The 13855-nt window shown below is 73.1% G+C and carries 7 protein-coding genes and 1 pseudogene; 5 read left to right on the top strand and 3 right to left on the bottom strand.

Translation table 11 applies throughout. The features are described 5' to 3' along the window. Window positions 1-649: 649 nt before the first annotated feature. Window positions 650-3343, top strand: a complete 2694-nt coding sequence (gene glgP, locus AB0C76_RS24685) for an alpha-glucan family phosphorylase (protein WP_359969365.1) — start codon at window positions 650-652, stop codon at window positions 3341-3343. A 62-nt stretch (window positions 3344-3405) separates the two neighbouring features. Here the strand turns inward: glgP and AB0C76_RS24680 are convergent, their stop codons facing one another. Next, the gene (locus AB0C76_RS24680; protein WP_359969418.1) at window positions 3406-5196 is read right to left on the bottom strand and encodes an ABC transporter ATP-binding protein; all 1791 of its coding nucleotides are present in this window, start codon (window positions 5194-5196) and stop codon (window positions 3406-3408) included. Window positions 5197-5258: 62 nt separating this feature from the next. Further along, on the bottom strand, window positions 5259-7061 hold the full coding sequence (locus AB0C76_RS24675) for an ABC transporter ATP-binding protein (RefSeq protein WP_359969363.1): 1803 nt from the start codon (window positions 7059-7061) through the stop codon (window positions 5259-5261). 70 nt (window positions 7062-7131) lie between these two features. Between AB0C76_RS24675 and AB0C76_RS24670 the strand changes: the two are divergent. Then, window positions 7132-7293 (top strand): annotated as a pseudogene (locus AB0C76_RS24670) (Crp/Fnr family transcriptional regulator); the annotation flags it as partial. A gap of 11 nt (window positions 7294-7304) precedes the next feature. Here the strand turns inward: AB0C76_RS24670 and glgX are convergent. After that, a complete protein-coding gene (gene glgX / locus AB0C76_RS24665; RefSeq protein ID WP_359969360.1) occupies window positions 7305-9509 on the bottom strand; it encodes a glycogen debranching protein GlgX in 2205 nt (734 codons plus the stop codon). A 253-nt stretch (window positions 9510-9762) separates the two neighbouring features. On the opposite strand from glgX, the gene AB0C76_RS24660 reads away from it, so the two are divergent. The 3 genes from AB0C76_RS24660 (at window position 9763) to AB0C76_RS24650 (ending at window position 13828) form a co-directional block, all read left to right on the top strand. After that, window positions 9763-11004: an Ig-like domain-containing protein gene (locus AB0C76_RS24660; protein WP_359969357.1), complete on the top strand. Its 1242-nt coding sequence runs from the start codon at window positions 9763-9765 to the stop codon at window positions 11002-11004. Window positions 11005-11171: 167 nt separating this feature from the next. Beyond that, on the top strand, window positions 11172-12410 hold the full coding sequence (locus AB0C76_RS24655; protein ID WP_359969354.1) for an Ig-like domain-containing protein: 1239 nt from the start codon (window positions 11172-11174) through the stop codon (window positions 12408-12410). A 200-nt stretch (window positions 12411-12610) separates the two neighbouring features. Beyond that, complete coding sequence (locus tag AB0C76_RS24650; RefSeq protein WP_359969352.1) at window positions 12611-13828, top strand: Ig-like domain-containing protein; 1218 nt, start codon at window positions 12611-12613, stop codon at window positions 13826-13828. The last annotated feature ends 27 nt before the right edge of the window (window positions 13829-13855 follow it).

Below are 13855 nucleotides of genomic sequence, written 5' to 3'. Positions count from 1 at the left end.
TGCCAAGCTCCTGCCCGAGATCGGCGGCAGCTCCCGCTGGCGCCGGGGGCGGGCCGGGGGAGTACCGGGAGGACTGCTGGGTGGGGAGGACGTGCGACCGAGAGCCTGCCCGCGCCGCCGTCCCCGGCAACCTGCCCGGCGCCCGCCCGGCCCGTGGCGGGACGCCCCGGAGCCCGCGCGCGTCCCGGCGCACGCCTCCGGGGGCACGCCCCTGGGCGACCCGGTCGACCCGTGAACGAGCCGACCGAGTACGAGGACACGCGCCGGAGCGCCGTGGGCGCCGAATGGGCTAAGGACGACGAGGAACGATCAACGCGAAAAGGATTCGGACGTGCTGCTTCAAGGGGGGCGCCACCCGTCGCCGCACTCCCCACAGCATCAACGACCTCGGTTCATACTCGCACCGCGGACCGGACTTTCGCAGCGGTACGACAGTAGTTTCGGGCTTTGTCCGGGGCGGATGAGCGATCGGAAATGGGGCCGTTCCGCAGTGTTCACGCTTTGGTAGCGCGAGCCCCCGGAAAGTGCGCCTCGCGCGCCCCCCGTGCAGCCCAATGCGCCGAATGCGATCTCATCAATAGGCCGAACGGATGCCCAATAGCCCGCTTGACGCACTGTCATGACGGCCGTCGGGGCTACGCTTCACGCCGTGAAGGCAATCCGCAGATTCACCGTCCGCACCGTCCTGCCCGAACAACTCCAGCCGTTGCACGAGCTGGCCCTCAACCTGCGCTGGTCCTGGCACCCCGAGACCAGGGACCTCTTCCGGTCCGTGGACCCGGAGGTCTGGGCCGCGACCGGCGAGGACCCGGTGCGGCTGCTCGGGGAGGTCCCGGCCGCCCGGCTCGCCGCACTCGCTTCCGACCGGCGCTTCCTGCGCCGCCTCGGCGACCTCGCCGACGACCTGCGCGACTACCTCGCGGGCCCGCGCTGGTACCAGGCCCAGGAGGGCGGCGGCACCCCGCTGCCCGCCGCCGTCGCCTACTTCTCGCCCGAGTACGGCATCGCCGCCGCACTGCCCCAGTACTCGGGCGGGCTCGGGATCCTGGCCGGCGACCACCTCAAGGCCGCCAGCGACCTCGGCGTCCCGATCATCGGCGTGGGGCTGTTCTACCGGCACGGCTACTTCCGGCAGTCCCTCGACCGGGACGGCTGGCAGCAGGAGCGCTACCCGCTGCTCGACCCGGACGAACTCGCGGTCAGCCTGCTCCGGGAGGCCGACGGCACCCCCTGCCGGGTCGACCTCGCCCTGCCCGGCGGCCGGACCCTCGCCGCGCACATCTGGAAGGCCCAGGTCGGCCGCGTCCCGCTGCTCCTCCTCGACTCCGACACCGAGGAGAACTCGCCCGCCGAACGCGATGTCACCGACCGCCTCTACGGTGGCGGCAGCGAGCACCGGCTGCTCCAGGAGATGCTCCTCGGCATCGGCGGCGTCCGGGCCGTGCGCGTCTACTGCCGCCTCACCGGACACCCGGCCCCCGAGGTCTTCCACACCAACGAGGGCCACGCCGGCTTCCTCGGCGTCGAGCGGATCCGCGAACTCGTCGCCGCCGGCACGGCCGGCCCCGACACCGCCGGCCCCGACGGCGCCGGCCCCGACTTCGCCGCCGCCCTGGAGTCCGTCCGGGCCGGCACCCTCTTCACCACCCACACGCCCGTCCCGGCCGGCATCGACCGCTTCGACCGCGACCTCGTCGCCCGGCACTTCTCCGGCGACGCCGCCCTGCCCGGCGTCCCGGTCGAGCCGGTGCTCGCGCTCGGCGCCGAGACCTGGCCCGGCGGGGACCCGAAGCTCTTCAACATGGCCGCCATGGGCCTGCGGCTCGCCCAGCGCGCCAACGGCGTCTCCACACTGCACGGCGAGGTCAGCCGGGCGATGTTCAACGGCCTGTGGCCCGGCTTCGACCCGGCCGAGGTCCCGATCACCTCCGTCACCAACGGCGTCCACGCCGCCACCTGGATCGACCCGGCCGTCGTGCGCCTCGGCGCCGCCGAGATCGGCGCCGACCGCGCCGAGGACGCCATGACCAGCGGCGACGCCAAGCGCTGGACCGGCCTGGAGCGGATCGGCAACGCCGAGATCTGGGACCTGCGCCGGAGCCTGCGCGCCCAGCTGGTCGACGAGGCCCGCCGCAGGCTGCGCACCTCCTGGCGCCAGCGCGGCGCGGGCGAGGCCGAGCTCGGCTGGGTCTCCTCGGTGCTCGACCCGGACGTCCTGACCATCGGCTTCGCCCGCCGGGTGCCCTCCTACAAGCGGCTCACCCTGATGCTGCGCGACCAGAACCGGCTGCGCTCCCTGCTCCTGCACCCGACCCGCCCGGTGCAGATCGTCGTCGCCGGCAAGGCCCACCCGGCCGACGACGGCGGCAAGCGGCTGATCCAGCAGATGGTCGCCTTCGCCGACGACCCGGCCGTCCGCCACCGGATCGTCTTCCTGCCGGACTACGACATGGCCATGGCCCGGCACCTCTATCCGGGCTGCGACGTCTGGCTCAACAACCCGCTGCGCCCGCTGGAGGCCTGCGGCACCTCCGGAATGAAGGCCGCCCTCAACGGCTGCCTCAACCTGTCCGTCCTGGACGGCTGGTGGGACGAGTGGTACGACGGCCAGAACGGCTGGGCGATCCCCACGGCGGACGACGCCGGCGGCGTGCTCGACCCGGAGAGCGGCGAGGCCGAGCGGCGCGACGACATCGAGGCCGCGGCGCTCTACGACCTGATCGAGGAGCAGGTCGCCGCGCGCTTCTACGACCGCGGCGCGGACGGGCTGCCGCACCGCTGGATCGCGATGGTCCGGCACACCCTGGTCACCCTCGGCCCCAAGGTGCTGGCCGGCCGGATGGTCCGTGAGTACGTCGAGCGGCTGTACGCGCCGGCGGCTCTCGCCCAGCGCGAGCTGGCGGCCGGGTCGGGCGAGGGCGCCCGCGAGCTGGCGGCCTGGAAGGCGAAGGTCCGCGAGGCCTGGCCGGCCGTCCGGGTCGAGCACGTCGAGGCGGACTGCCCGGCCGAGGCGCAGGAGCTCGGCAGCTCGCTGGCGCTGCGGGTGCAGGTCGCGCTCGGCGCGCTGGAGCCGGGCGACGTCGAGGTACAGGTGGTGTCCGGCCGGGTGGACGAGACGGACGGCATCTCGGACGCCGGCCTGCTCGCGCTCAAGCCGGTCGGCGGCCCGGACCTGGACGGGCGGACGCGGTACGAGGGCTCGCTGGAGCTGTCCAGGACCGGCCCGTTCGGCTACACCGTCCGGGTGCTGCCGTCCCACCCGCGGCTGGCCTCCCCGGCGGAGCCGGGGCTGGTCGCCCTGCCCGCCGAGTCGGCCGGGATGGACGCGGGCCTGCTCAGATAGTCGCCCGCCCGCCTCCGGGCGCGCCCTTCCGCTCGGGGCGGGCCGGGCCGCGACGGGACGGCTCAGACCAGGCTGTCCCGCCAGGCCTTGTGCAGTTCGGCGAAGCGGCCGGCGCCGGCGATCAGCTCCTGCGGGCCGCCGTCCTCGACGATCCGGCCCTGGTCCATCACCAGGACGCGGTCGGCGATCTCCACGGTGGAGAGCCGGTGCGCGATGATCACGGCCGTCCGGCCCGCCAGCACCGTGCGCATGGCCCGCTGGACGGCCTGCTCGCCGGGGACGTCCAGCGAGCTGGTCGCCTCGTCCAGGATCAGCACCGCCGGGTCGGCCAGCAGGGCGCGGGCGAAGGCGACCAGCTGGCGCTGCCCGGCGGAGATCCGGCCGCCGCGCTTGCGCACGTCGGTGTCGAAGCCGTCCGGGAGCGCGGCGACGAACTCGTACGCGCCGATGTCCCGGGCGGCCTGCTCGATCTCCGCGCGGGTGGCGCCGGGGCGGCCGATCGCGATGTTCTCGGCGACGGTGCCGGAGAACAGGAAGGACTCCTGGGTCACCATGACCACCCCGCGCCGCAGTTCGGGGGTGGCGAGGTCGCGCAGGTCGACGCCGTCCAGCCGGATCCGGCCCTCGGTCGGGTCGTAGAAGCGGGCCAGCAGCTTGGCCACCGTCGACTTGCCCGCGCCGGTCGCGCCGACCACGGCCACCGTCTGTCCGGCGGGGATCACCAGGTCGAAGCGCGGCAGCACCTCCTTGCCGGTGCGGTAGGCGAAGCGCGTCCCCTCGAAGGCGACCTCGCGGCCCTTGCGGGCCGCCTGCGGCAGTTCGGCGGGCTCGGCCGGCTCGGCGACGGTGGGCTCGTGGGCGAGCAGGCCGGCGATCTTCTCCAGTGCGGCGGCGGCCGACTGGTAGCTGTTGAGGAACATCGCGAGCTGGTCGATCGGGTCGAACAGGCGGCGCAGGTAGAGCAGGAAGGCGGTGAGGACACCGAGTTCCAGCGTGCCGTCGACGACCAGCCGGCCGCCGAGCAGCACCACGCCGGCCGTCCAGACGTTGGCGGTGGTGCGGGAGAGGCCGACGTAGCGGGCGAGCTCCAGGAGGCCGTCGGCGGTCGCGGTGGCGGAGCGCTGGTTGACCACGGCGAAGGCCGCGTCGTTGGCCTTCTCGCGGCGGAAGGCCTGCACCGGGCGGATGCCGTTCATGGTCTCGGTGAAGCGGACGATCATCGAGGCGGCGGAGGTCCGCGAGCGGCGGTAGACCCGGCGCGAGCGGGTGCGGAAGGAGCGGGCGATCAGGCCGAGCGGCACCAGGGCGGCCAGCGAGGCCAGCCCGAGGCGCCAGTCGAGCACCATGAGCAGCACCGAGATGTAGCAGACCGACAGGAAGACGGTCAGCAGCTCCTGGAGGCCCTCGGAGAGCAGTTCGCGCAGGGCGTCGATGTCGCTGGTGGCGCGGGAGATGATCCGGCCCGAGGTGTAGCGCTCGTGGAAGTCCAGGCTGAGCCGCTGGGCGTGCCGGAAGATCCGGCCGCGCAGCTCCAGCAGGATGTCCTGGTTGACCCGGGCGCTGATCTTGATGAACACCCACTGCAGCAGCGGGCTGAGCAGGGCGAAGCACAGGTAGGCGGCGATCACCGCGATCAGCGGTCCGGCGTCGTTCTCGCGCAGTGCCGGGATGCCGCGGTCCATCGCCACCGCGACCAGCAGCGGGCCGGACTGCAGGGCGGCCTGCTGGACGAGGATCACCACCATCGCGATGGCGATCCTGGCCCGGTGCGGGCCGAGCAGCGAGCGCAGCAGCGCCCGGGGCGCACCGGGTGGGACGGGGATGTCCTCCTCGTCCCCCGGCGGAGGCGGCAGCTCCTCCTCGGCGGCGGGGCCTGAGGGGTCGGCCGGTTCGACGGAGGGTTCGGCTGTGGTGGTCACCGGGAGGTGCTCCCCTCGGGGATCAGGGCGGCTTCGCCCGTCATCAGTTCGCGGTAGCGCGTGGAGGTGCGCAGCAGTTCCTGGTGGGTGCCGACGGCCTCGATCCGGCCGTCCGCGAGCACCGCGACCCGGTCGGCGAGCAGCACGGTGCTGGGGCGGTGGGCGACCACCAGGGCCGTGGTGCCGGCGAGGACCTCGCGCAGGGCGCGTTCGACCAGGGCCTCGGTGTGCACGTCGAGGGCGGACAGCGGGTCGTCGAGGACGAGGAAGGCCGGGTCGCCGACGACCGCGCGGGCCAGGGCGAGACGCTGGCGCTGGCCGCCGGAGAGGCTGAGGCCCTGTTCGCCGACCTCGGTGTCCGCCCCGGCCGGGAGCTTGTCGACGAAGCCGGCCTGGGCGGTGGCGAGCGCGGAGCGCAGCCGGTCCTCGCCCGCGCCGGGGGCGCCCATCAGGACGTTCTCCCGGACGGTCGCCGAGAACAGGGTGGGCTCCTCGAAGGCCACCGCGACGAGCTCGCGCAGTCGTTCCCTGGGCAGGTCGCGGATGTCGCGGCCGTCCAGCGTGATGGTGCCGCCGGTGGCCTCGTACAGGCGGGGGAGCAGGGCGGTGAGGGTGGTCTTGCCGCTGCCGGTGGCGCCGACCAGGGCCATCGTCTCGCCGCTGCGCACGTGCAGGTCGATGCCCCGGAGCAGGTCGGGGGTGCCGTCGGGGGCGTCGGGGTAGCGGAAGCGGACGCCGGTGAGGCGGATGCCGTCCGGGGTGGCGCCGAGCCCGGTGGCGGTGCCCGGGTCGTCCTCCTCGGGTTCGTCGAGGACCTCGAAGAAGCGGTCGGTGGCGGTGGCGGCCTCGTTGGCGTAGGCGAGCAGCCAGCCGAGGGACTCGACCGGCCAGCGCAGCGCGAGCGCGGTGGAGAGGAAGGCGACCAGGGTGCCGGCGCTGAGCTGGTCGTGGGCGACCAGGTAGGCGCCGACGGCGAGGGCGCAGCCGAGGGCGATCTCCGGCAGGCCGACGATCACCGACCACAGGTTCGCCAGCAGGTGGGCCTTGCGCAGCTCGGTGCGGCGCAGCAGCCGGGACTGGGCGCGGAACCGCTCGTGCATCGAGCGGTGGCGGCCGAAGGCCTTGAGGATGCGGATGCCGAGGACGGACTCCTCGACCACGGTGGCGAGGTCGCCGTTCTGGTCCTGGGCGAGCCGGGCGGCGCCGGAGTAGCCGGACTCGAAGCGCCGGGTGAGCACGAACAGCGGTGCGGCGGGCAGCAGGACGATCAGGGCGAGCCGCCAGTCCTGGGTGAACATCACCACCGTGCCGGCCAGGAACATCACCGAGTTGACGATGAGGAAGACCAGCGGGAAGGCCAGGAACAGCCGCATGGTGTACATGTCGGCGGTGGCCCGGGAGAGCAACTGGCCGGATCCCCACCGTTCGTGGAAGGAGACCGGCAGCCGCTGGAGCTTGGCGAAGAGGTCGCCGCGCATGGCCGTCTCAAGCCCGGCCAGCGGGCGGGCCAGGACCACCCGGCGGGTGTAGAACAGGCCGGCCTCGACCAGGCCGAGGAGCAGCAGCAGGCCGACCAGCGGCCAGAGCCCGGCGAGGTCGTGCCGGGCCAGGGGTCCGTCCACGATCCGGCCGAGCACGATCGGCACGCCGAGGACGCTCATCATGGCGAGCACGGCGGCCGTCACGGAGGTGGCGAGCCGGCGGCGGACGGCCCGGGCGTAGGGCCACAGGCGCAGCAGGGAGCGGACCGTGGAGCGGTGGGCGGTCCCGGGGGCGTCGGGTTGTCGGTTCTCGGCCATCGCGGTGAGGGTAGGCAGAGCTCCCGTCATTTCTCATCAGGTTTTTCACCCCTGTCGGCGCGGTGCGGCGAGAACCGGCCAGCACGAGCCCGGGCTGAACGTCCGGTTCATGGGCATCGACGAGAAGGCGATCGCGTCCTACCCGGTCAGCGCCTCCTACTCGGCGGCGGTGCTGGTGCCGGACGCGATCGGCGTGCTGGAGAACGTCGAGGTGGGCCACGCGCGCGGCTGACGCGCGCCGGATCACTCCGGGGCGGGCGCGCGCAGCAGCTGGAGCGAGCGCCCGCCCAGTACGACGGCCCCCCGCGGGTGCGGTTCGCCGGTGCCCGGGGCGGCCGTGTCGACGACCGTTCCGTACGCGGCCTCCGGAGCGGCCCAGGGCTCGCCGGGGAGGGTGAAGACGACCGGTTCGTGGCCGGCGTTGAGGAGCAGCAGGAAGCTGTCGTCGCGCAACGGCCGCCCGGCGCCGTCCCGTTCGGACATCGCGGCACCGGACAGCAGCATGCCGAGGCAGGCCGTCGGGGCGAACCAGTCGGCCTCGGTCATCTCCTTGCCGAGCGGCGTGAACCAGGCGAGGTCCGGCAGGCCGCCCGGGGCGGCGGCCCGGCCGGAGAAGAACGCCCGCTGCCGCAGCACCGGATGGGCGCGGCGCAGCCGCACCAGGCGGGCGGTCAGGTCGCACAGGTCCCGCCAGCCCGGCTCGCGCAGCAGGGACCAGTCCAGCCAGCTGACCTCGTTGTCCTGGCAGTAGGCGTTGTTGTTGCCGCCCTGGGTGCGGCCGAACTCGTCGCCGGCGGTGAGCATCGGGACGCCGGTGGAGAGCAGCAGCGTGGCCAGCAGGTTGCGCAGCTGGCGCAGCCGCAGGGCGGTGACGTCCGGGTCGCCGGTCTCGCCCTCGACGCCGTGGTTCCAGGAGCGGTTGTCGTCGGTGCCGTCCCGGTTGGCCTCGCCGTTGGCCTCGTTGTGCTTGCGGTCGTAGCTGACCAGGTCGCGCAGGGTGAAGCCGTCGTGCGCGGTGACGAAGTTGACGGAGGCGTACGGGCGCCGGCCGCCGCGCTGGTAGAGGTCGGAGGAGCCGGAGAGCCGGTAGCCGAGCTCGCGGACGTCCGGGCGGGCACCGCGCCAGAAGTCCCGGACGGTGTCCCGGTACTTGTCGTTCCACTCGGCCCACAGCGGGGGGAAGCCGCCGACCTGGTAGCCGCCCGGGCCGACGTCCCACGGTTCGGCGATCAGCTTGACCCGGCTGAGGAGCGGGTCCTGGGAGACGGCGGCGAGGAACGGGTGTTCCATGTCGACGCCGTCGCCGGCCCGGGCGAGGGCGGCGGCGAGGTCGAAGCGGAAGCCGTCCACGCCCATCTCGGTGACCCAGTACCGCAGCGAGTCGGTGATCAGCCGGATCACCTGCGGGCGCCGGGTGTCCAGGGTGTTGCCGCAGCCGGTGTAGTCGGCGTAGCCGCGCGGGCGGTGCGGGGCGAGGCGGTAGTAGGCGGCGTTGTCGATGCCGCGCAGCGAGAGCGTGGGCCCGAGTTCGGCGCCCTCGGCGGTGTGGTTGAACACGACGTCGAGGATCACCTCGATCCCGGCGGCGTGCAGGGCGCGGACCATCCGCTTGAACTCGCCGACCTGGCCGCCGCGCGAGCCGGAGGCGGAGTAGCCGGCGTGCGGGGCGAAGTAGCCGACGGTGTTGTAGCCCCAGTAGTTGACGAGGCCGCGGGCCTGGAGGTGGTCCTCGCTGGCGTGCTGGTGGACCGGCAGCAGCTCGACGGCGGTGACGCCGAGGCGGGTCAGGTGGGCGACGGCGGCGGGGTGGGCCAGGCCCGCGTAGGTACCGCGCAGGTGGGGCGGGACGTCGGGGTGGCGCATGGTGAAGCCGCGGACGTGCAGTTCGTAGAGGACGGTCTCGGCCCACGGGGTCTTCGGGCGGTGGTCGTCGTACCAGTCGTCGTCGTCGTGGACGACGACGGATCTGGGCACGTAGCGGGCGGAGTCGCGGTTGTCCCGGACGGTGTCGGCGACGTCCGCCTCGGGCCAGTTGCGGACGGCGCCGCTGGCCGCGTCGTGGGAGGTGTAACAGCCGTCGACGGCGCGGGCGTACGGGTCGAGGAGCAGCTTGGCGGGGTTCCAGCGGGCGCCGGTCCACGGGTCCCAGCGGCCGTGGACGCGGAAGCCGTACCGCGTGCCGGGGAGCACACCGGGCAGGAAGCCGTGCCAGATCTGGAAGTCCTGTTCGGTCAGGCGGTGCCGGCTCTCCTTGCCGTCCTCGTCGAACAGGCACAGGTCGACGGCCTCGGCGCCGGCCGCCCAGAGCGCGAAGTTGGTGCCGGGGCCGCCGAGCCGGTCGGTGCGGAAGCGGGCGCCGAGCGGCTGCCAGTCGCCGGGCCACGGTGGCTCGGCGGTCCGTCCGCCGCGCGTCCGCACACCGGCTTCCAGCTCCTGCCCTGACGCCATGGCCGTGCCCTCCCTGGCCGGGGTGTCCCGGACCCCGTGCACTTCCTCATTCCCGGTTTGCACTGATCGGAAGCGGCTGAACGGGGGCTTACCGGCGGATGGCGGCCGAGGGTGCGGACCGCGGGGTGCCCGGGTCGGCGCGGGGCGCCCGCGCGGCGCGGGGGCGGGCGCCGGCCGGCCCGCGCCGCCGTGTCCGGCCCCGGGGCTCGTCGTTGTTCCGGATATCGGAACGACACGGCTGGAGGCCCCCGGAATGCGGCGCCGAGGACGGGTTTGGGCGCGGCGGGCGGTGGCGGCGGCCTGGTGCCTGGCCGCGCTCACGGGCTGCGGCAGCGGCGGCTCCCCGGCCGCGCCCGCCGACGACGGGGCCCCGCCGGGGGCGCACACCCCGCCCCCGCCGCCGTCCCGGGCGGTGCTCGCCGCCCTCCCCGCCGACGGCGCCCAGGACGTGCCGCCGGACGGGCCGGTGCGGGTGACGGTGGCGCAGGGCAGGCTGGTCTCCGTCCGGCTCGCCGACAGCAGGGGCACCGAGGTCCCCGGCACCGTCACCCCGGACGGCGCCGCGTGGACGCCGGACGGCCCGCTGCCGCTCGGCACCGCGTACGCCCTGGACGCCGTCGCCGAGGACGAGCAGGGCCGGCGGGCTGCCCAGCACTCGGCGTTCTCGACCGTCGCCCGCGCGCACACCTTCGTCGCCTTCCTCACCCCCGAGGACGGTTCCACGGTGGGCGTCGGGATGCCCGTCTCGCTGCGCTTCAGCCGTCCGGTCACCGACCGGGCGGCGGTGGAACGGGCCGTCCGGGTGAGCGCGGACCCGCCCGTCCCGGTGGCCGCGCACTGGTTCGGCGGCCAGCGGCTGGACTTCCGCCCGCAGCGGTACTGGGCGGCCGGGACGAAGGTCACGGTGGAGCTGCGGCTGAAGGACGTGCAGGGCGCGCCGGGGGAGTACGGCACCCAGGCCAAGGACCTGCGCTTCACGGTCGGCCGGGCCCAGGTGTCCACCGTGGACCTCGACGCGCACACCCTGACCGTCCGCTCCGGCCCGGGCGGCAAGGTGGTCCGGGTGCTGAAGGTGTCCGGCGGCAGCCCCGACCACTCGACCTACCGGGGGGTGCTGGTGGTGTCGGAGAAGTACCGGGAGACCCGGATGAACTCGCAGACCGTCGGCATGGGCGACGAGTACGACATCAAGGACGTCCCGCACGCGATGCGGCTGACCGCCTCCGGCACCTTCATCCACGGCAACTACTGGGCGGATCCCGGGGTGTTCGGCACCGCGAACACCAGCCACGGCTGCATCGGCCTCGCCGACACCAAGGGCGGGACGAGCAAGGACACCCCGGCGGGCTGGCTGTTCGAGCACACCATCCCCGGGGACGTGCTGGAGGTGAAGGCCTCCGCCGGCGACTTCGTGCCGCCGCAGAACGGGCTCAACGACTGGAACCTGCCGTGGGCCCAGTGGGTGGCCGGCAGTGCGCTGCCCCCGTCCCACTAGCCCGGGAGCCTTCACGACTGCTTCACCCCCCTCCCCCCGGAGTTCACCCGGACGGCCTGGTTATCCTGCTCCGGCGCGCCGCGACCCGGCGCGAAAGATCGGCGTCCGGTGCAACTTGCGGGGGCACTCGCCGCGTCAAGTGAGTGAATACCGGGAGGGGAGAAACCGTGAAGACGGGTACGACGGCCGGCGCCGCGATACGCAGGAGTGCGGTGGCACTGGCCATGGGCGGGGTGCTGCTGCTCACCGCGGCCTGCAACGACGACAACGGGGGCGGCGACAAGGCGTCGGGCGGCAGCACGGCGGCGGCCGACGGCGCCGCGGCCCCCGCGGCCTCGCAGGCCGCACCGAAGACCTCGGCCGCGGTGCTGGCCGTGGAGCCGAAGGACGGCGCCCAGGACGTCGCGCCGAGCAACGCGCTGCAGGTGGGCGTTTCCAACGGCAAGCTCACGTCGGTCGAGGTGACCGACAAGGACGGCAAGCCGGTCGAGGGCGCGATCACCCCGGACGGCACCGGCTGGAAGCCCGCGGCGGCGCTCGCCGTCGGCATGGCGTACAAGGTGAACGCGCAGGCCAAGGACGCCGAGGGCCTGGTGGCCGCGTCCACCACGACGTTCACGACGCTGACGCCGGAGAAGAAGGTCTCCACCAACGACAACATCAGCGACGGCGCCACCTACGGCGTCGGCATGATCGTCTCGGTGAACTTCACGAAGGACGTCAAGAACAAGGACGCCGTCGTCAAGGGCATCACCTTCGAGAGCAGCAACGGCACCGAGGTGAAGGGCCACTGGTTCGGGGACCGCCGGGTGGACTTCCGTCCGGCGGAGTACTGGAAGCCGGGCACCAAGGTCACCATCAAGTACCGGTTGAAGAACGTCGAGGTGTCGCCGGGCGTCTACGGCGACGTGGACAAGGACGAGCCCTTCACCGTCGGGCGCTCGATGATCTCCACCGCGGACGCCAAGACGCACCAGATGACCGTCGAGCGGGACGGCAAGAGCACCACCGTGCCGGTCACGCTGGGCGCGGACGCGACGCCGTCCTGGGGCGGCACCATGGTGATCATGTCCAAGGAGAAGGTCACCCGGATGAACTCGCAGACCGTCGGTCTCGGCGGCGAGTACGACATCCAGGACGTGCCGCACGCGATGCGGCTGACCACGTCCGGCACGTTCGTGCACGGGAACTACTGGGCCAGCCCGCCGCCGTTCGGCAAGTCCAACGCGAGCCACGGCTGCATCTCGATGGCCGACGAGAAGGGCGGCAGCGACTCCTCGAACGCCGGGAAGTTCTTCAACGACTCGATGGTCGGCGACGTCGTGAAGATCGTGAACACCAAGGAGAAGACCGTCTCGCCCTCCAACGGGCTGGGCGGTTGGAACGTCGCCTGGGCGAACTGGTAGGACTTACCCGGCAATAGGCCCGGGTAGTCCCGTATCGTCACTGCTTTTCCGTCGAGCGGCCCGATCCTCACCCGTTGGGGTCGGGCCGCCGGCATTTTCCGAGCGCGAAGCCCCTCGAATGGCGCAACCTTTCCGGTGGCCAGCGCGTGTATTGGTCGGGCCCGCTGGGTTCGAACGGGGTGTTTGAGGGAGGGATCGACGTGAAGTCGATACGCAGGGTGATGGCCGTCGGTCTGGTCGGCGGAATGATGGTCCTGACGGCGGCGTGCAACGACAACGGCGGCGGCGGGAGCGCGGCCAAGGCCGACCTCGGGGGCGGCGCGGCCTCCGCCGCTCCCTCGGCGGCGGCCGGCACGAGCGCGGCGCCGAAGACGTCGCAGGCCGTGGTGTCCATCGAGCCGAAGACCGGCTCGGTCGACGTCGCGCCGGACGCGCTGAAGGTCGGCGCGACGGGCGGCAAGCTCACCACCGTCAAGGTGAGCGACAAGAGCGGCAAGGAGATACCCGGCACGATCGCCGCCGACGGCTCCAGCTGGACCCCGTCCGCCGGGCTCGCGGTCGGCACCGCCTACCAGGTGAGCGCGATGGCCGCGGACGCCAACGGCGTCGTGGCGCAGGCCGACAGCAGCTTCACCACGCTGACCCCGACGGCGCTGGCCAAGGCCGCCGACAACGTCGACAACAACGCGACGTACGGCGTCGGCATGATCGTCTCGGTGAACTTCAGCAAGGACGTCAAGAACAAGGACGCGGTCCTCAAGGGCATCACCTTCGAGAGCAGCAACGGCACCGAGGTGAAGGGCCACTGGTTCGGCGACCGCCGGCTGGACTTCCGCCCCGCCGACTACTGGAAGCCCGGCACCAAGGTGACCGTGCACTACCGCCTGGGCAGCGTCGAGATCGCCCCCGGCGTCTACGGCAGCGACCGCGACGAGCCCTTCAGCATCGGGCGCTCGCAGGTGTCCACCGTCGACGCCAAGACCCACAAGATGACGGTCGTGCGGGACGGCCAGTCCTCCGACATCGACATCACCTCCGGCTCGGACGCGCACCCGACCTGGAACGGCACCATGGTCATCGAGTCCAAGGAGGGCGTGGTGCGGATGCAGTCCAGCACCCTGCCCGGCATGACCGGCGCGCCGTACGACCTCCAGGTGCCGCACTCCATGCGCCTCACCGACTCGGGCACCTACATCCACGGCAACTACTGGTCGGACGCCTTCGGCGAGGACAACGTCAGCCACGGCTGCGTCGGCCTCAAGGACGTCAAGGGCGGCGGCGACTCCACCTCGATGGGCAAGTTCTACGACGGCTCGATCGTCGGCGACGTCGTGATCGTGAAGAACTCCAGCAAGAGCGAGACGCTCGACCCGTCGAACGGCCTGAGCGGCTGGAGCCTGCCCTGGGCCTCCTGGTAGCCACCGGGCGCCACGCCTTTCCGGCGG

It is taken from the genome of Kitasatospora sp. NPDC048722, from assembly GCF_040650235.1.
Classification (GTDB): domain Bacteria; phylum Actinomycetota; class Actinomycetes; order Streptomycetales; family Streptomycetaceae; genus Kitasatospora.
Note: the sequence above shows the minus strand (reverse complement) of the source record. Positions and strands in the feature narration are given on the sequence as shown.

What these genes read in the sequence shown, in the direction of transcription:
- AB0C76_RS24675 (WP_359969363.1), bottom strand. Translation starts at nt 7,061, where the DNA reads ATGGCCGAGAACCGACAACCCGACGCCCCCGGGACCGCCCACCGCTCC.
- glgX (WP_359969360.1), bottom strand. Translation starts at nt 9,509, where the DNA reads ATGGCGTCAGGGCAGGAGCTGGAAGCCGGTGTGCGGACGCGCGGCGGA.
- AB0C76_RS24660 (WP_359969357.1), top strand. Translation starts at nt 9,763, where the DNA reads ATGCGGCGCCGAGGACGGGTTTGGGCGCGGCGGGCGGTGGCGGCGGCC.